This window comes from Dyella monticola, from assembly GCF_003363155.1.
Classification (GTDB): domain Bacteria; phylum Pseudomonadota; class Gammaproteobacteria; order Xanthomonadales; family Rhodanobacteraceae; genus Dyella_B; species Dyella_B monticola.
The window spans coordinates 1-17,505 of the sequence record NZ_QRBE01000020.1; the positions used below are offsets into that span (position 1 = coordinate 1).

At 58.5% G+C, this 17,505-nt stretch carries 20 protein-coding genes and 1 pseudogene; 13 read left to right on the plus strand and 8 right to left on the minus strand.

Annotated elements, in window-relative coordinates:
* Positions 1–59: 59 nt before the first annotated feature.
* Positions 60–191 carry a hypothetical protein gene (locus DWU98_RS22460; RefSeq protein ID WP_268990251.1) on the minus strand — a complete coding sequence of 44 codons (132 nt, stop codon included), beginning with the start codon at positions 189–191 and terminating at the stop codon, positions 60–62.
* Between the two features lie 966 nt (positions 192–1,157).
* Here DWU98_RS22460 and DWU98_RS20445 point away from each other — a divergent pair.
* The 3 genes from DWU98_RS20445 to DWU98_RS20455 all read left to right on the plus strand — a co-directional run bounded on the left by DWU98_RS20445 (position 1,158) and on the right by DWU98_RS20455 (position 3,197).
* Entirely contained in the window at positions 1,158–2,261 is a 1,104-nt protein-coding gene (locus DWU98_RS20445) for an FG-GAP repeat domain-containing protein (protein ID WP_115497441.1), read from the plus strand.
* A gap of 79 nt (positions 2,262–2,340) precedes the next feature.
* On the plus strand, positions 2,341–2,763 hold the full coding sequence (locus DWU98_RS20450) for a YncE family protein (RefSeq protein WP_158545140.1): 423 nt from the start codon (positions 2,341–2,343) through the stop codon (positions 2,761–2,763).
* Positions 2,760–3,197: a YncE family protein gene (locus DWU98_RS20455; RefSeq protein ID WP_115497443.1), complete on the plus strand. Its 438-nt coding sequence runs from the start codon at positions 2,760–2,762 to the stop codon at positions 3,195–3,197. Before DWU98_RS20450 ends, DWU98_RS20455 begins: the two co-directional genes overlap by 4 nt.
* A 146-nt stretch (positions 3,198–3,343) precedes the next feature.
* Here DWU98_RS20455 and DWU98_RS20460 read toward each other — a convergent pair whose 3' ends face one another.
* Both DWU98_RS20460 and DWU98_RS20465 read right to left on the minus strand, forming a co-directional pair.
* Complete coding sequence (locus DWU98_RS20460; RefSeq protein ID WP_115497444.1) at positions 3,344–4,279, minus strand: alpha/beta fold hydrolase; 936 nt, start codon at positions 4,277–4,279, stop codon at positions 3,344–3,346.
* An 83-nt stretch (positions 4,280–4,362) separates the two neighbouring features.
* A complete protein-coding gene (locus tag DWU98_RS20465) occupies positions 4,363–4,992 on the minus strand; it encodes a TetR/AcrR family transcriptional regulator (RefSeq protein ID WP_230474971.1) in 630 nt (209 codons plus the stop codon).
* 97 nt (positions 4,993–5,089) lie between these two features.
* Between DWU98_RS20465 and DWU98_RS20470 the strand changes: the two genes are divergently transcribed.
* The 3 genes from DWU98_RS20470 (at position 5,090) to DWU98_RS20480 (ending at position 8,057) form a co-directional block, all read left to right on the plus strand.
* Complete coding sequence (locus tag DWU98_RS20470) at positions 5,090–6,094, plus strand: NAD(P)H-binding protein (RefSeq protein WP_115497446.1); 1,005 nt, start codon at positions 5,090–5,092, stop codon at positions 6,092–6,094.
* Positions 6,095–6,132: 38 nt separating this feature from the next.
* Positions 6,133–6,891: an isocitrate lyase/PEP mutase family protein gene (locus DWU98_RS20475; protein WP_115497447.1), complete on the plus strand. Its 759-nt coding sequence runs from the start codon at positions 6,133–6,135 to the stop codon at positions 6,889–6,891.
* 179 nt (positions 6,892–7,070) lie between these two features.
* On the plus strand, positions 7,071–8,057 hold the full coding sequence (locus DWU98_RS20480; protein ID WP_196239553.1) for an alpha/beta fold hydrolase: 987 nt from the start codon (positions 7,071–7,073) through the stop codon (positions 8,055–8,057).
* 73 nt (positions 8,058–8,130) lie between these two features.
* Here DWU98_RS20480 and DWU98_RS20485 read toward each other — a convergent pair whose 3' ends face one another.
* The 3 genes from DWU98_RS20485 to DWU98_RS20495 all read right to left on the minus strand — a co-directional run bounded on the left by DWU98_RS20485 (position 8,131) and on the right by DWU98_RS20495 (position 10,374).
* Complete coding sequence (locus DWU98_RS20485) at positions 8,131–8,664, minus strand: dihydrofolate reductase family protein (RefSeq protein ID WP_115497448.1); 534 nt, start codon at positions 8,662–8,664, stop codon at positions 8,131–8,133.
* Between the two features lie 313 nt (positions 8,665–8,977).
* Positions 8,978–9,643, minus strand: a complete 666-nt coding sequence (locus tag DWU98_RS20490) for an NADPH-dependent F420 reductase (RefSeq protein WP_425480254.1) — start codon at positions 9,641–9,643, stop codon at positions 8,978–8,980.
* Positions 9,640–10,374 (minus strand): SDR family NAD(P)-dependent oxidoreductase, encoded by a 735-nt coding sequence (locus DWU98_RS20495; RefSeq protein ID WP_115497450.1) that lies wholly within the window; start codon positions 10,372–10,374, stop codon positions 9,640–9,642. Before DWU98_RS20495 ends, DWU98_RS20490 begins: the two co-directional genes overlap by 4 nt.
* Positions 10,375–10,526: 152 nt before the next feature.
* Here DWU98_RS20495 and DWU98_RS20500 point away from each other — a divergent pair, with 152 nt between their 5' ends.
* Positions 10,527–11,102: a TetR/AcrR family transcriptional regulator gene (locus DWU98_RS20500; RefSeq protein WP_115497451.1), complete on the plus strand. Its 576-nt coding sequence runs from the start codon at positions 10,527–10,529 to the stop codon at positions 11,100–11,102.
* A gap of 192 nt (positions 11,103–11,294) precedes the next feature.
* Here DWU98_RS20500 and DWU98_RS20505 read toward each other — a convergent pair whose 3' ends face one another.
* Positions 11,295–11,744: a winged helix-turn-helix transcriptional regulator gene (locus tag DWU98_RS20505; RefSeq protein ID WP_196239554.1), complete on the minus strand. Its 450-nt coding sequence runs from the start codon at positions 11,742–11,744 to the stop codon at positions 11,295–11,297.
* Positions 11,745–11,908: 164 nt separating this feature from the next.
* Between DWU98_RS20505 and DWU98_RS20510 the strand changes: the two genes are divergently transcribed.
* Entirely contained in the window at positions 11,909–13,210 is a 1,302-nt protein-coding gene (locus DWU98_RS20510) for a hypothetical protein (RefSeq protein ID WP_115497453.1), read from the plus strand.
* Between the two features lie 144 nt (positions 13,211–13,354).
* Here the strand turns inward: DWU98_RS20510 and DWU98_RS20515 are convergent, their stop codons facing one another.
* Positions 13,355–13,789 (minus strand): VOC family protein, encoded by a 435-nt coding sequence (locus DWU98_RS20515; protein WP_115497454.1) that lies wholly within the window; start codon positions 13,787–13,789, stop codon positions 13,355–13,357.
* 375 nt (positions 13,790–14,164) lie between these two features.
* Between DWU98_RS20515 and DWU98_RS22120 the strand changes: the two genes are divergently transcribed.
* The 5 genes and pseudogenes from DWU98_RS22120 (at position 14,165) to DWU98_RS20530 (ending at position 17,386) form a co-directional block, all read left to right on the plus strand.
* A complete protein-coding gene (locus tag DWU98_RS22120; RefSeq protein ID WP_196239556.1) occupies positions 14,165–14,365 on the plus strand; it encodes a hypothetical protein in 201 nt (66 codons plus the stop codon).
* Positions 14,292–14,783, plus strand: a pseudogene (locus DWU98_RS22610) (transposase); the annotation flags it as partial. The gene DWU98_RS22120 and the pseudogene DWU98_RS22610, both read left to right, overlap by 74 nt.
* 783 nt (positions 14,784–15,566) lie before the next feature.
* Positions 15,567–15,800: a hypothetical protein gene (locus tag DWU98_RS21800; RefSeq protein WP_147293397.1), complete on the plus strand. Its 234-nt coding sequence runs from the start codon at positions 15,567–15,569 to the stop codon at positions 15,798–15,800.
* Positions 15,801–15,940: 140 nt separating this feature from the next.
* Positions 15,941–16,582 (plus strand): DUF6348 family protein, encoded by a 642-nt coding sequence (locus DWU98_RS20525; RefSeq protein ID WP_115497456.1) that lies wholly within the window; start codon positions 15,941–15,943, stop codon positions 16,580–16,582.
* 534 nt (positions 16,583–17,116) lie between these two features.
* Positions 17,117–17,386, plus strand: coding sequence for an XAC0095 family protein (locus DWU98_RS20530; protein ID WP_115497457.1), 270 nt, complete (start codon positions 17,117–17,119; stop codon positions 17,384–17,386).
* Positions 17,387–17,505: the final 119 nt, after the last annotated feature.

A 17,505-nucleotide genomic window follows, 5' to 3' on the forward strand; every position in this document is an offset into this window, starting at 1 on the left:
GCCGCGCATTGCGCGCGGCGTGTAGGGCTACAGGAAAAAACCTGCTCGTTTTGTCGGAATCAGCTGCTTCCGTTTTGACGAATGCCCACTTTGGCTTGACGCCGCGCCGTCGGCGCGGTGGTGAAGTAGGTGAAATGCACCTCTGCGGGAGCACGCGAACGTGCGGGTGCCGTATGATCAAGCGTAACCATCATTGACTCCTGTTTAGTTTGTGGTGGCCAGCGGGTCGTTTGAGGTCTGAACTCAGGCGATCCGCGATACTTCACATCATGTCGGGCGTGTCGCGGTCATCACTCGGATGGGCACGCCCGACTACCGCACCTTCGCATAAAGCGCAGCGGGAAATCTGTCGGTGCCGGGTGCTTTGGTACGTTGGCGAATGCCTACGCGTCCTACGCGAAGCATGAGTGAGCCGGGTTATCTCATCGTGGCGCGAACGCGTTGAACGCGTGGCTGTTTGACGTCAATAGCCACTGTCGCTTATGCGTGCACGCTTGGCTAACGCGAAGAGGGTGACCTCTTTTGTGGCGCCTCAAGCAAGGTCGAGCCGAGCCGCAACAGGCCACAGATGAAATAAATGCGTGCGCGTGTCTTCCTTGGTTCGCGGGTGGGCGTCGACCGTGTATCCGGGTTCTTTGCAGCACTCATTTTTTATAACGCCCGCTCGCGGTGGGTTTTCACGCAGTCTTCACTAGTCCTTCATTCCAATTCCACAGGTCGCGCAAGGCGGACGGAAGGAACAGGGGAAGGGAATGTCAGGGATGCCCGCTGGAGGCTCGGGCTGGGCCTGTGATTTCGGTCAGCGCGCCGTCGCCATCGACCGTTACGTCGGATCAGCGATACCAGAAGCCGATCATGTTCAGCAGAACATCCAGCCGCGGGGCGCCAGTCCCCTTGGCGAAAACATAAGCCCGTACAACGGCGACTCCACAACAGATATCCAGTGGCCGCGCAGCGACGTGGTCCGGACTCACACAGGCGCGTGATTTATTTTCGAAGCGCGAGCCTGCATCAGCACCGGCTGTTCTACATGAAGCAGATGGAAGGCTATTTCGGTGCGACGACTAGGACGGCAACAACATGCGAGGTCATGGATGGCAGATCGTCAAACGTAGGATCACGAGCGTTAGGAACGCTCATCGCTTAGGAGAAAAGCTATGCGTAACTGTCGTTGGTCAGGTTTAATGGGTGTACTTGCGCTTGTCTTTGGCGCAACTTCCACTCACGCCCAGAATGTCTCTTTTGGCTCGTTGCCTGCGCTTCGCGTAACAACACCCGTTCCATCGGGCCTGCACGTCCCCGGCGACGCCGATGGCAACGGTGTGTCGGACATCTTCCTGTATGACACCGCGACCAGCCAAGTCGGCTATTGGCTCATGGATACCAATGATGCGAACGGCACCGTCACCAAGCTGAGCTCGCATACTTTCAATGTGACGCCCGGCTACTTCGTCGGCGCCATCGGCGATTTCAACGGCGATGGGTTGGCGGACCTGGTACTTACCAGCAGCGCCCACGACCTAGTGCTATGGACCAACAACGGAAGCGGTGGCTTCGTCACCTCCTCGCTCGGCACTTACGACGCCGGCTGGGTGTTGGTGGGTGCGGGCGATGTCGATGGTGACGGCCAGGACGATCTGCTTTGGTTTAATTCTACGACGTGCCAATTCAGCTACTGGACGATTCAGAACGGCGTGCACGTCGGCACCGTCACCACCAGCGTTACCTGCGGCTATTACCCTATTTCCATCGGCTATTACACGCCCACCAACCGACTTTCCGTGATCTGGACCAGTGCCGCACAAGACCTGCAGATATGGGATAGCGGCAGCAACCAGTTCACGGCTTACAGCTTCGGCACCTTTGGACCGGGCAGCACGCTGATCGCGCTCGGCGGTGGCTATGAAGGCACGCTGATGAGCCTGATCTACATGGCTTCCAACGCAACCGTTTTCGCGTACGAAATGGATCGAAGCTTCAACGACGCCGGCCAGCAAACCTCCTGGCAAGCCTCCGCCTGGTGGCTGGATAGCAGCTATCGCCTGCCGTGGAGCTCCGCCGGCTTTCTCATCGAAGGCCGCGGCACCAACATGACCGGCGTGATCTATCAGCACGGCGCCTCGCAAATCGAAGTCTGTCCGCCGATGGGTGGCGCTGGCTATGAAAGCACCCCGGCACCCATGCCTTACACCTGCCCGAGTTTCTCGATTCCATCCGGCTGGAAAGTGATTGGCGCGATGGCCAACGACATCGTGCCCTAGTTAAAGCGGGGCTGTGCGCAGATCGATGCATAGGCGGATATCAACGGTAACCGTTGCAGACACTACAGAGGGAAAGCAAATGTTCAATGACGCTCGAATGATGGGCAGGCTCGGATTGAGCCTGCGGATGGGTTCGGTTTTGGCGACTTCGGGCGCCACGCCCGATGAACAATCGGTGTTCAAGACGCGGCCAACGATGCGCCGTGGATTCACGCGGGCGCTTCGCTGCAGCGCGCCCTTGCTGATGGCATGGGTGGCGCTTCCCGCTTTCGCCAACAACCATGCCTATGTAGCCAATTGCCTGGATAACACGGTTTCCGTGGTTGATATGGCCACCAACACCGTGAGCGCCACGGTGCCTGTAGGGAGCAATCCATTGAGCATTGCCGTCAGCCCCAATGGTGCTGCCGTGTATACGGCCAATGAAGGAGACAACACCGTTTCCGTGATCAATGCCGCGACTAACACCGTCACCGCCACAACGCCGGCACCAACACGGTGATCGCAACGGTACCTGTCGCGGGCGATCCGGCCGGCATAGCAGCGGGCCCCTTCGGCGCCCGCGTGTATGTCGCCAATTTCTCCCCCAGCAATGTGTCTGTTATCGATGCGGCGACCAACACGGTGACTGCGACGGTAACGGCGGGGAATGGTGTCTCCGCCGTAGCGACCGGGGCCATCGGAGCACCGGTGTATGTGGCCAATGGTAACGACAATACCGTTTCCGCCATCAACCCTTTGAGCTATGCCACTGTTGCCACCGTTCCGGTCGGTGAGTCGCCAGACTCCATCGCAATCAGCCGCAATACCGGTCGGGTGTATGTGACCAACACGAATTCCAATACCGTTTCCGTGATAAGTCCAATCACGCGGAAAGTGATCGCTGCAATAAACGTAGGGAATGGTCCTATTGCGGTGGCGACCCAGCCGCAATGATGAGCTCGCAGTCCACCTTGGCTGCGCGTGGTACACATTGAAGGTAAACATGGACGGCCATCCGATTCGAGATGGCCGTTTTTTTGTACGCTCGATGAGCGCGCAGGCGGTGTAGGCAAGCACGCAATGAGATCAAACACAGAAACCTACAGCCGCTGCCTGCTCATGAAATCCAAAACAAGCGCAGCGATTTCGTCATTCTTTTCGTCCCACGGAAAATGGCCAGCATCAAGCAGGTGGATCTCGGCATCCGGCAGGTCGCGTTTAAACGCTTCGCCGCCAGCGGCGATAAACGAGGGATCGTTTTTGCCCCACACCACCAGGGTCGGTGGCTTGTGCTGGCGAAGCCATGCTTGCCAGGCCGGATACGCGGCAACGTTGGTGCGATAGTCATAGAGCAGTTCGCCCTGGATCTCGCGTTGGCCTGGGCGCGACAGATGCGCGTATTCGTCCGTCCAGGTGTCGGGGTTGTAGCGTTCCGGATGCGCGGTTCCCAGCGTGTGGCGCTTCTCGGTCGCTTCGAACGAGATAAAGGCGTCCAGGACTTCGGGATGTGCTTTAGGGTTATCCCAGTAATGCGCGATCACGCTCCATTTCTTGCCGAGGCCTTCCTGATACGCGTTGGCGTTGGAGATGATCAAGGCCTGCACCCGCTGCGGATGCGCCAGCATGATCCGAAAACCCACCGGGCCGCCGTAATCGTGCATGTACAGCGTGTAGCGATCCACGCCCAGTTGCTCCAGCAAGTCGTTGGTCGTTTCCGCCAGATGATCGAACGTATAGGTGTACGCGGACGGTGCAGGCGTGTCGCTTTGACCAAAGCTCGGGTAATCCGGAGCGATCAGGTGAAAGCGCGTGGCGAGCAGCGGAATGAGCGCATCGAATTGCCGCGACGAGGATGGAAAACCATGTAGCAGCACGATGGTCGGCGCGTTTTTAGGGCCGGCTTCACGATAGAAGATGCCAACGCCGTCGACCGTTACGCGGTGATAGGTGGTCGTGGTCGAGGTCGAAGGGAGCGGCGTTGCATGTGCGGAGGTTCCCAGCAGCATGCTTGCAGCGATGAGGGAAAGACTCTTCATTTATGTTCTCCAGCGGCATCGATAAGTACGCTCGTACGTTCCGCTGATGCAGGCGACTGAGCGGTGTCCATCATCGGCGGAACTCAGGCGTGCACACGTCGACGCCCCAACCGCGCGGCATCGACCAATGCATGCGCGGCCGTCAAAAGGATCTGCGTTGCATCGTCGGCGACAAGAAGTTCCGAGCTGACGAAGGCGCCATTGACCAACAACGCAAGTTGCGCCGCCAGCACATCGGGCTGTGCGACATCGAGCCGCTTCGCGATGGCACCCAGGCGCGATCGGAGCCCATGCATGTGCGCGCGCGCCACATGTCTGGCTGGATGGTCCTGTTCGGGGAATTCGGCCGCGACGTTGATCTGCGGACAACCCCGGTAGTTCGAACGTGACAAGCGCTCGCCGATCCAGCGCATGTGTGCGTCGAGTTCGCCGGCAGGATCATCCATGTGTTGGGCCGCAACACCGTCCCACGTTGTCCAGAAGTCGACGTCTTCGCGCTCCAAGAACGCAACGATGAGGTCGTCTTTGGTGCGGAAGTGCCGATACAGGCTGGTTTTTGCGACGCCGGCTTCTGCAACCACCAGGTCAACGCCAACGGCGCGTACACCTTGGCGATAAAAGAGGTTCGATGCGCACTCCAGAATCCGTTCGCGCACGGCCCCCGATTCGGGAGCGCGCGCGCTTGAGGTTTTCGCAGGCATACGGGTTGTCATCGCAGGCACCTGCCAGCCGTGGTGTTGACATGATACAGACCTTTCTGTAGCGTTTGAAGAGCAGACAGGTCTGTATCGTTCAAGCGGAGTGCCAAAAATGGGCAAAAACAAAGGGCTGGTAGCGGTGTACGGCGCAACGGGGCACACCGGTGCCTTCGTCGTCGCGGAGCTTTTGCGTCGCGGCTTGCCCGTGGTTGCCGTGGGCCGCGACATGTCACGCATCCCGGCGGGCGTGTCGGCGCGCATCGCAACGCTCGACGATGCGACAGCCCTCGATGGCGCGTTCGCCGATTGCTCCGTGGTGATCAACTGCGCCGGTCCCTTCCTGGATACGGCGTCCCCGATCATCGAGGCCGCCCTGCGGGTGGGGAGTGCCTATCTGGATGTGACGGCTGAACAAGCCAGCGCACGCTCCACCTTCGAGCGCTATGACGAGCATGCGCGAGCAAAGGGATTGGCGATCATCCCCGCAGCCGGTTTTTACGGCGGCCTGGCGGATCTTCTCGCCAGCGCGCTGGTCGGCCAACACACTGTCGATGACATGACCGTTGCCATTGCACTCGATCATTGGTGGTCGACCAAGGGAACCCGGACAACGGGCGAGCGCAATAGCGTACCGCGCGTCGTTGTCACGGACGGCCGCTTGGTACCCATGACGATGCCTGCCACAAAGACGGCGTGGACGTTCGATGCGCCGCACGGTGTGCAGGCAATGGAAGAAATGCCCTTCAGCGAGATCATCACGATCGCCCATCACCTTCGTGTGCGCAATCTGCGCGCTTATCTCAACACCTCTGCGCTCGACGAAGTGCGTGCGCAGGCAACGCCCCAACCGATGGCTGTCGATAAGCATGGGCGATCGGCACAGACATTCGCCATCGAGGTCATCGTGAACGATAGGGCCGGCGCACGTCGCGCCGTGGCACGGGGACAGGATATCTACGCCGTCACGGCGCCGCTGGTTGCCGAAGCGGCCGCACGCATGCGCCAACCCTCTTTCGCACGAAGCGGTACATTGAGTCTTGGGGAAGCATTCGATGCCGAAGACTTCCTCCGTTCGTTCGGGCCCGAACATCTGATGTTCGAACTTCGTGCGGCTTGACGCACAACGTCCCACCCAGCCATTCAAGGAAACGTTTTATGCAGCAGAAAGAGCTCGCAGAGTTGTTGGCCTCGCTCCATGTAAAAGGCGATCCTCTCGTGCTGTACAACGCATGGGACGCCGGTAGCGCAAAGGCGATTCAGGGCGCAGGCGCACCTGTTATCGCGACGAGCAGTTGGGCCGTTGCCGCCGCGCAGGGATACGATGATGGCGAATTAATACCGTTTTCGTTCGTTGAGCAAATCATTGCTCGCATCGCTGCCGCCCTCGACATCCCCGTGACCGTGGATGTCGAGGGCGGGTATAGCGAGGATCCACATGTCTGCGCTGCAAACGTTGCGCGGCTAATGGATCACGGCATTGTCGGCATCAACCTGGAGGACCGCATCGTAAACGGAGGCGGTTTACATAGTATTGAAACGCAGTGCGCGCGCATCGCAGCGATTCGGGCCATGGCCGACGCGCATGGTGTGTCGCTGTTCATCAATGCACGCACCGATCTATTTCTTGGTACCGGCATCAAGCCACCCGAAGGCATACTGGAAGCCAAGGAGCGCGCGGCCGCTTATGCACGTGCTGGCGCATCGGGCTTCTTCGTGCCGGGTCTCATCGACTTATCGGCCATACGAGAACTGTGCAGCACGGTGCAGCTTCCGTTGAATGTGATGGTGAGGCCAGGGCTCGCCCATGCACGCGAGTTGGCGAACGCCGGTGTCGCACGCATCAGTTACGGACCGGGTGCCTACTTGATGGCGATGCAGGCTGTGGGCGATGTTGCAAGCGAAATCTGCCGGTAGCGCAGATGGGCGTGACGTCATCCCAGGCGTATGGGTAGATCGGCGGGGCTGGGCCGGCGAAACAGTAAGAAAGCGACGCTTCCAGCATCATGCATGCACGGCGCCGAATAGCGTCGCTGATAATCCCCGTTGCATTGGATCATTACCGTTACTGAGCAGCGCTTTACAAGGACATTACGATGCAGCGCAGACAATTTCTCGGTTTGAGCGTGAGTGCATTGGCCGCCGGCATGGTTGCCGGCTGCACACCTCGTCGTGGCATGCATGACGCGATCGCCTCTGGATCCAGCGACTCGCGCGAGAGTGTGAACACCTGGCATGCATCACGGCGCTTTATCGGCACGCGTTTTGGCGATATCGCCTATGCCGATCGCGGCAGCGGACCGGCGGCGCTCTTCCTCCACGGTTTTCCGCTCAACAGCTTTCAGTGGCGTGGCGCGCTTGATCGCTTGTCACCGCATCGCCGTTGTATCGCACCCGATTCGCTCGGCCTGGGGTACACCCACGTCGCCCAAGGCGTAAACATCACGCCGGCCACTCAGGTTCAGATGCTCACGGCATTCTTGGACGCGCTTTCCATTCGCGATGTCGATCTCATCGCCAGTGACAGCGGGGGTGCGGTCGCGCAGCTCTTTCTTACGCATCATCCTGATCGCGTGCGCACGGTGCTGCTCACTAACTGCGACGTGGAAAGCGACTGTCCGCCGCCGGCGGTCGTTCCGGTCATCGAATTGGCAAAGAAGGGCCGATTTGCCGACGAATGGCTTGCTCCATGGGTCGCCGACAAGACGCTGGCGCGCTCGGACAAAGGCCTCGGTGGCATGACCTTCACCTATCCGCAGCGCCTTGCCGATGAAACCATCGATATGTATCTGCGTCCGTTGGTCCAATCGCCGCAGCGCAAAGCACTGACCAACGCTTACGCGGTGGGCCTCGCACCCAATCCACTGGCCGGCACGGCATCGTTGCTCAAGCAAAGCCAAGTACCTGCGCGCATTATCTGGGGCACAGGCGACACCATTTTCTCGCAGGCCGATGCAGCTTACCTCGACCATGCGCTGCCGCGTTCACAGGGCGTGCGTCGAATTGAAGGCGCAAAACTGTTTTTCCCGGAGGAGTTTCCTGACGTCATCGCAGAGGAAGCGCGCACGCTTTGGTCTGTATAGACGGCCATATTCCCAGAGTCACCGGGAAGCCAACGCGGCGTTGATTCAAAACGTCCGTTTTCGCGTCGCGCCATTATGCAGGCGCGTACGTCAATCTGATCACGTCCTCGCCGATTACATCGCTGGCCACCAGGCGCAGCGGCGGCCGAGGGCCCGCGAAGAAGGGCTTGCCATGACCAAGCACGACAGGGCGGAGGTAGAGTCGATATTCGTCGATAAGACCAAGGTCGGTCAGGCTTCGTGCCAGGTCCGGGCCGGCGACATCAATCTCCCCGGCGCGCGCGGCCTTCAGTTCCCGTATCGCCGCCTCGATGCCATCGGCAACAACGAAGGCGTTGGGGCCGACTGATGTCAGCGAGCGCGACACGACCCACTTTGGCAGGCTTCGCCACACCGCTGCAAAGTCGTGATCTCCCGTGTCCCAATCAGGCTGGTCATCGTCCCAGTAACGCATGATCTCGTACGTACGGCGCCCGTACACCAGACCCGTCAGGTTGCGCACGTGCTCGATGAAGTGGCGAGAGACCGATGGCCCGGGAGGCCCCAATTCCTGATGGTCGACATAGCCATCCAGGGACTGCATCAATCCGAACACAAGCTTTGCCATGGAAAATCTCCGCTTAAGAGTCTTCAGGATCGTCGTGGCGCGAGTGCCTTAGAACGGGTCTATTCACTACGACGACGAGTGGCGAACGCGGAGCTCGACAAGGTGCCGGGAAAAATTTGCTCTTCGGCACATCGGCAATAATAAGACTGCAAGAGGGCTTACGGGCTTTGGGCCATCCATCTTTACGCTGCTTAGCGAGGAGGGGGCGGATGCAAGTGAACACTTCTTGCGATCATCTTTGGATTTTTTCTGGGACCGGAGTCCTTGGAAAGCCAGAATGCCCAAGCACGCACATCACAGGGTCGTGCATCAATTACTGCCCGTTCTTGAACAGGTCCTGGAAGATCAGGGGCCCCCAGACTCCGTTCCGCGCCTGCACAAGCTGACCGCCTTCGGCGATCTTGCCGAGATTAACTGGCGCATAGCCGAGCTGCTCGACCAGGGCGGCGACGGTTGCGATCGGGCTTTCATCGTCGCTGGACAGGAACACAACCCGTCGTCCGCCGTTGACGGCCGGGTCTTCCGCGAGGACGCGGGCGGGCAGATGGTTAAACGCTTTGACCAACTGAGCGCCGGGCAGGGCCCGGGCTATGACCGAAGAGGAAGGAAGTGCGCCCAAATCGTCGAGCGTGTTCGTTACATCGATCACGATCTTGCCCTTCCAGCTTGCACGTGTCTTTGCGACCTCTTGGTGCTGCCAGTACGGGACAGCCAGTAGAACGATGTCGGCCTCGAGCGCGTCCTTCAAAGTCTTGGGAACGATCGTCGGGCCGATCGCGGTTGCCTGCGGCGCGAGCGCTTCAGGCGGATGCCTGCTTGCTACCGCCACTTCGATGCCCTTGCGGGCGAACATGCGGGCCAGTGCCTGGCCGATCGCACCGAAACCTATAATTGCGTAGCTCATGTTGCCTTTCCGATCGGTGTTGAAGTGGGTTGCCCGGAGGGCCAGGCAACCACGCGCTTTTCGGCGCGATATCAGATGGCCGAGAAGCCGCCGTCGACAGACAAGTCGACGCCATTGACGAAGTTCGAATCGTCTGAAGCAAGAAACAGGGCGGCCCCCGCAATTTCCTCAGGAAGGCCCATCTTTCCCCGTGGGATCAAGGATTCGAACATCTGCTTCGCCTCCTCGGTGAGAACCTGATCCTGCATCGGTGTGGCGATCGGCCCCGGGCTCAGCACGTTCACCCGGATATTCCTGCCCTTCAGTTCGTTGAGCCACGTGCGTGCGAATGAGCGCAACGCCGCCTTGCTCGCCGCATACACGCCGTAACCAGGAAACCCTTTCACCGACGCAACAGACCCGGTCATGAAGATCGATCCGCCATCGTTGAACAGCGGCAACGCCTTCTGAACCGTAAACAGCGTGCCGCGCGTATTCAGGTCGAAGGTCGCGTCGAAGTGCTGCTCGGTAATTTCGCCCAGTGGGACGGCTTCGCCGATGCCCGCGCTCGCGTAGAGGACGTCGATCTTGCCTTTTTCCCGCTTGACTGTGTCGAACAGGCGGTCGAGGTCGTCGAGATTGGACGCGTCGCCGCGCACGCCGGTCACGTTTCGGCCAATCAGCTTGACGGCCTCATCAAGCGTCTCCTGCCGCCGGCCTGTGATGAAAACGTAGGCGCCTTCCTCGACGAACCGCTTGGCGCTTGCCAGGGCCATGCCGCTCGATCCGCCCGTGATGACTGCCACCTTACCTTGAAGCTTTCCCATGACTTTTCACCTTTTATCGCGTCGGACAACGTCTCTGTTCCCATTGGGACGAGGGCGCTGTATCTTGTGGATCACCGATCCAGATCCCGAGTTACAGAAACGGACCACTGATCCGAATATATGGATCACTGATCCGTTTGTCAAGGCAATCCATGCGAGCCGACGCCAGAAAAAATTACAGCCACCTACTTGCCGTCGCGCGAGACGTCGTCACCGAGCATGGTGTCGATGCGTCCATGCGCGATATCGCCCGCCGGGCCGACGTCGGGTTGGCCACGTTGCTTCGTCATTTCCCAACGCGAGAAGCCTTGTTCGAAGCATTGCTGTGTACGAATCTGGATGCACTGGCGCAGAAGGCAGCCGAAGCCGAAACATCGAAGCCACCTGGCGAAGCACTCGTGTCCTGGTTCCGCGAAGGGGTGGCATTCGTCCATAGCTATCGCGGTGTTGCCGAGTTGATGGCGAGCGCCCACGAGGACCCGGACTCCGCGCTTTACGCTTCATGCGCGACGGTGCACTCAGTGGGGGCGCGACTGCTGCTCCGTGCTCAGGCCGAAGGAACGGCGCGCGCCGATATGAATGGAGACGACTTGTTCGCCCTGATGTCGGCGCTCGGTTGGCTCGTCGGCCAATCCGCGTTCGCGCCGCGGGCCGATCATCTCTTTCACCTAATCGCGAGCGCCATCCTGACAAGCCCGCCGAGCAACGATGACAAGGCAACGTGTTGAATCGAGTCGGCGATTGGATGCTCGGGAGCACAGTCGACCGCCATGCTCATCCCGTGAGCCCTGACCAGCAGATTCACCGCTTCAAGCTTGAACTCCCGACTGAACGTCCGTCTCGTTCCCATTGACCACTTCCGGCCGGCTCACCATCACACCTGAACTCGGTGTCTGTGAAGCCGGCAATAGCTCAGCAGCTCATCCTGATGCCGGAAGATGTGCTTTCCGAAGTTCATTCATAAATTCTGCGCGCAGTTCAGGCCCACCTTCTTTCAAGGTGCGAGCCAGACCCTGCAACTTAGAAGTGGGCAAATACTCATGCCCCCATGCAGCCATTTCCAACAGAAGAGGAACCAGTGCGATGCCTTTCTCCGTAAGGCTATAAATCGCTTTCTGTTTATGGGTCGGGTCATCGGACTTGGTAATGATCCCTTGTTCCACAAGCTTTCGAAGTCGATCGGCGAGGATATTCGATGCGACACCCTCCAAAGATTGGGTCAGGAGTTCGCGGAAATGCCTTCGATTGACGAAAACGATGTCGCGGATGACAAGCAAAGTCCATTGATCGCCAAGCACTTCGACCGTTTGGTTGATGACGCATTCGGATCTATGACTCGTGCGCACGCTGCTTCCAACTCGAATGGACATTCCAGCTCCATTCTACGATACCAAAACTGGTTGCAACACATAACTGGTTGTGATATTGAACTACTCGTCACGGATCGAGCTCCAGTCCAGCTGGACGCTCGCGTGGAAGGCTGCGTTGTCAGGAACCTGGGGATTGGGACCGAAACTTCGTGGGAGGCAAAAATATGAACATGTTCAAGCAGCTGCGCAATCTCTGGATACCTTGCGCTACGGTGTTTGCTCTGACTTGCTTTGGCAATGCCTTCGCTCAGGTGAGCTACCAAGTTACCGATCTGGGCGTTCCGAAGAATGACAATTATTCGATGATCATGTCCGTCAACGATGAGGGCTGGTCGGAGATCATGGCTGGGAACTTTCTACCGGGGCAGGGGGATTCGTTATCCGGGGTACCTTTAAACGGGCGCGCACTGATAAACGTCGACGGATACTATGTCGATCTCGGCACGCTCGGCGGCCCGAACAGCTGGATGAACTTTGGCGAGATCAACGACCTCGCGCAGGTAGTGGGTGATTCCGAAACGGCTGCCCCAGACCCGAACGGCGAAGACATTTGCGGATTCGGCACTCACCTTACGTGTCTTCCGTTTCTTTGGCAGCCCTTCCATATGAGCGCCCTCCCCACCCTGGGCGGAAATAACGGGGAGGCAAGCGCGATTAATAACCTTGGACAAATCGTTGGAATGGCAGAAAACGGTGCCGTGGACTCCTCATGCCAGACGGGCACTATCAATAATCGGGTTCAATTGCCGGTGTTGTGGGAAAACGGCAACGCCCACGCTCTTCCTACGGTAGATCATGATCCAGACGGATTCGCATTTTGGATTAACGATCGTGGTCAGGCCGTCGGCTACTCCGGAAACTGCAGCGGACCCATTCACGGCATATTGTGGGAAAACCGCACTGCGTCTGCGCTTTCTGACCTGGGAACCGGCGGGTTTGCTGAGAACATCAGCGACGAAGGCCAAATTGTTGGAACCGTCGGTAGTGCTGACGGAACTACCCAAACTGGCGCGATTTGGCAGATTGTCAAAGGCACAGGCACCACCAAACTCACCACGGTGCTTGGACTGCTGCCGGGAGATGCTGCGGGCATAGCTTTCGGCAACAACAACCAGGGCCAAGTCGTGGGGGGCGAGTGGAACGCCAACTTCTACTGGTCTCATGCCTTCATCTGGCAGAACGGCGTGATGACCGACCTCAACACGCTGTTCCCTGCCAGTTCCAACCTGTTCGCGACCTTCGCCGCCAAAATCAACAACCGCGGACAAATCGGAGGCATGGCAATCGTATGCAGCGGCCCGCACCAGGGCGAGATGCACGCCTTTCTAGCAACCCCGGTGAAGCAAAGCATGGGTGAGTCGATTGCAGAGGCCGCACCTATGTGCCTGGAATCCAATTTCCCCGCAGCGGACGCTGTCACACGACTTTTGAAGAAATCCGGACCCGGCGGCCGATTCGTGCATTAACGAGCGTTTTCGAAGCGTAATTGAACCGCACGCACCACAACGACCAACCGCCTAAGCACCCTTTCGAGCCGATGTGACTGTGTCATGTCGGTCTCGAAATAAACGCCGCAGGGAATCTGAGGGCGATATGCCCGCTGCCGATGCTTAGCTGAGTTGCTCAGCAAGCCCGACAATGATCCCTTCGGGCCCCCGGATGTAGGCGAGTCGGTATGAGTCCTCATATTGCATCCTGCCGATGAGTTCGGCGCCATGAGCCTGCATGCGCGCAACGACAGCCTCGATGTGGTCGACAGCAAACATGATGCGACGCAGCCCAAGCGTGTTCACCGGCGCGTCCACGGGCCCAAACCTAACTGCGTCGGGCGTGTGGAACTTGTCCAGCTCAATGCCTTGCCCATCGGGGGTCCGCATCATCGCGAGGGTGGCCCGGACATCCTTGAGCCCGATCAGGCTCCCGATCGATGGCCCTTCAACCGTCGTTTGGCCTTCAAGTTCGAGGCCCAGTTCGAGGAAGAACGACTTCATGGCTTCGAGGTCATCGACAACTACGAGGATGTTGTCCATCCGTTTAAGCGTCATGTCCTTCTGTCCCTCATCAGTGGTATCGGCTGTCCCTTAGGGGTCGAAAGCGACCAGTGCATCTAGAACGTATAGCCCAGTGGGTTGGTCTTACCTACCGCGCAGCGAAGAGAGCGTAAGTGATGCTTTTGTCGCTCGGAGACAGGGTTGGCTGGCACAGGCTACGGTTCTGGCGCACACAAAAGAGATAGAAGTGATCCCTTCTTGTTCGATGGCTACGGGTACCGCTTCGGATTCCACGCTTTGTGCACGAACTCAATACGGTTTCCATCGAAGTCGGCGACGTTAGCTGCGTAGTAACCTCGAGCAAAGTAGGTGCGATCGGCCCGAATAGAACGCCAGCGACTTGTCGATGTCGGTGACGGAGATGTAGACATGGTCGATCATTTTTTATCTCTTCTGCTGCTTCAAAGCCAATGCGGAAAAGGTCCGCTTCGGGTTGCGGATTCAACCGGTCGATGCAACACATTAAAGACTGCGCGAGTAGTGGGGGTGTTGCAAGATGTCCCGACGACCAAAGATTTATTACAGCGATTCCCAGAAGGCGTTGATGTGGAAATGTTGGCAGCGGGGTGAGTCGCTTCATAAGATTGCGCGCCTATTTGATCGACACCATTCCTCGGTGCGCCGGATTCTGGCCGAGACGGGCGGCATTCGCCCCGTCTCGCGGTGCCGTGCCGAGCGCGTGCTGACGTTGGCTGGGCATGAGGAGATTTCGAGGGGGCTGATGGCCGGCCAATCGATCCGTGCTGTAGCCTCCTGTTTGAACCGAGCGCCATCGACCATCAGCCGAGAAGTCCGACGCTATGGTGGAAAGAATAGCTACCGGGCTGGCCGCGCTGATCAACGTGCATGGGATTGCGCCCGGCGCTCTAAGGCAAGCAAGTTAACCCGACATCGCGTCCTAGCGCGCCTGGTAGCGGCTAAGCTGCAGCAACAGTGGGCGCCGGAACAGATTGCCGGCTGGCTCAAACGTACGTATCCGGGGAATGAGGCGCTTCGGTTGGGCGACTTACGCCACGTACGCTCTATGGGTTTTCGCTGTCTTGTTGGATGCATTTTCCAAGAAGTATCCGGGTTCGACTCATGGCGTCGCGCAAGTTGCCACTGGTCTTGCGGGTGTCCTCGCTAGCGCGCAAACGTGTGCGGTGGTATTTGGTCCGACCATAATTGCCCTGGCTTTGTTCATATGGCCCTGGCCAGAGAGAAAGTTAGCAAAGCAAAAGCAGGGTGATTAGTTGTTGAACCTGCAAGGGTGATGTCCACCCTCGATTGTGCACTCAACGGGAAATATCTATTCATCCAGTCGTTGGCCGATGACAACTAATGAGGGCATTTGGTGAACGTCGACGTCGTCATAACCGCTCTGGCACTGATAACGGTCGTCCTGTTGATTTATAGGAAGATTGAAAGTCTTGTTGTCTACGATGGGCTCATCAAAAAAGGCACGCATCTGGGGCTTTTATTTATTTCTCTACCTGGATAGCTGGGGCGCGTGTGTGGAAGCAGTCTTAATGCTGAAGACCCGCTGATAAGATTGGTACGACATATTTCGATTGCAGAGGATGTCAGGTCCGCTTTCGACCCCAAAACCGAAATGACCGGCAGGGGTTCAAAGTTTGGTCTGCTTCGGACCGTTAGCCGAACGTATGGCAGGTAGAGTTCCAAAGAGTCAGCGCCTTAGGGGGCTGCGCTCAACAAGTGAGCGCGGACACGCGGACCGCAAACCGCGACCGCTGAATTCTGGCATTAGCGCCAAACAGCAAGGAAGCATCGCATGAATAAATCTGATATCACCTTCCGTAGCGTCGTCGTCGCTGCTGGCAGCGGCTTGGGTGGTGTAATCGCGGGCGGCATCCTCGTGACGTTTGCTGTTCCGAAGTTTTCCGATTCTCCGCCGTGGCTGCTCCCTGCAATTGTTATTGGCATACTTGCCACGCTGGTGGTGGCCGTTTTAACCACGCCTGCCATTATTGAAGGGCGCCGCCGCGCAAAACACGGAAGGGAATAACCGCGATCGCCCCAATGTGATCCGCCTTCTTGCGAGCATCGAACGCGCGCAGCGTGATGCCGGTGAGCACGCGGGCAAGAGGGTAGAATACGTTTTGTCGTGTAACTAAGCACGCCGACCCTTTCCCCGAGAGCGACCCCATGAACAACACCATCGTGCAAGCCAAGCTGCTTCATCTGTTCGAACGCCACGACGTGACACTGGAATTGGATGAAGAGTGGCTCGTGACGGACGGCGATTTCCCCGCTGTGCGCGGCAGTTGGCATGAGGGCGCGGAAGGCGCGCCGGGTCGGTTGGACGTGGATGTGGTGATCAGCGAAGAGCGTCACATCGAAGAAAGCTTTGCCGGTCACGGAGTGGGTGAAGTTGGTATACGCGACGCACTGAAAGGGTTCGAACGCAACATCCTGTATGTACTGCTGGCCGCGTGCTGGTATGTCACCGATGATCGGCGCATTCAACTGCAAAGTTGGGAACTGGGTGTGCGCACGTGGGACGTATTCGTTGGCCCGCTTACGTTCACGCGTGACGATGTGGCTGCACCTGACGGCCTGCTGTCGGGTGTGCACGATGCGCTGCGTAACGAATCACTGAGCGGCGAACTGCATTGGATTCGCCTGTTCTATCGCCGCGCCGACGATGGTTCGGTGATGGCGGAGGCGTTGCTGGATAACCAGCCGTGGCCGGGTGGCGATCGCTTGTTGAGCCAACTATCGTGGGCGTCGACGGAGCAGGGTTATAGCGCGCGTTGCTTTATTGCGTTGGATATTCGGGATTATTGATATTGCGCATCCGCATGGATGCTGTGAGCGCAAAAAGCGAAGCGTGCCGCATGGGAAAACCTCAGTCGTCGCCCGCCTCTTCGCAGCGCGAAGTAGCCAAAGCGCGCCACCACCTATCAGCTTTCCCGTCACCACCAAATCCGCCTGCACTGACAGATATGCATGCCGCAGATATGCGATGGTGTCGTGGTCGGGTGTGCCCATCGGCGATTGATGAACACGGCACACCCGACATGAGTGAAGCGCGGATCGCTGGGATACCAGCCCAAACGATCCGCTGGCCACAACCAACTAAAGCGAGAGAGAGTTGATCATGGTTACTCCCGATCATACGGCACGCACGCACCCGCGTGTTCCCACCACGCCGAGATTTACACCGCTTCACCGCCCCGCAGACTGCGCGGCGTCGGGCCACTCAGGGCTTTCGTAGAAACGGAATCGGATCCTTCCGCTTTTACGTGCAGGGTTTTTCCTGCAACAGCCCTTCACGCCACGTGCAATACGTGGCGTGACTTAACGCCATGGAGTACGCCCATGACCAGTACGCTGCACGACGTGCTTGACCCCAAAACCTACGCACTATCCCAAGACCAGTTCGACGATCTATGCGTCATCTGCGACAAACTTCTGCTGATGGCGCAACTGGCCGGAACCCCACCGGCCACCGACGAGGATAGCGCCATGCTGCTTATCCGCCGTGTGTTGCTGGGGCAGCTTTTTGGAGAAATGAGCTTCCAGCTTCGCGATGTGCTGCAGGCCGTTTGTCGCAGCAAGACGGGCGTGGATGTTTCGTCGAAACATTGAAACGGCCCTGGAGGGATAAGGCCGAGCCCATCGCGTGACTCCTGGCACGTGGCGGTGGATTTCTCCGCGACCGTACCATTCGGCTCATCGATAACGCGACGCCGAGGGGAGTTCGGGTG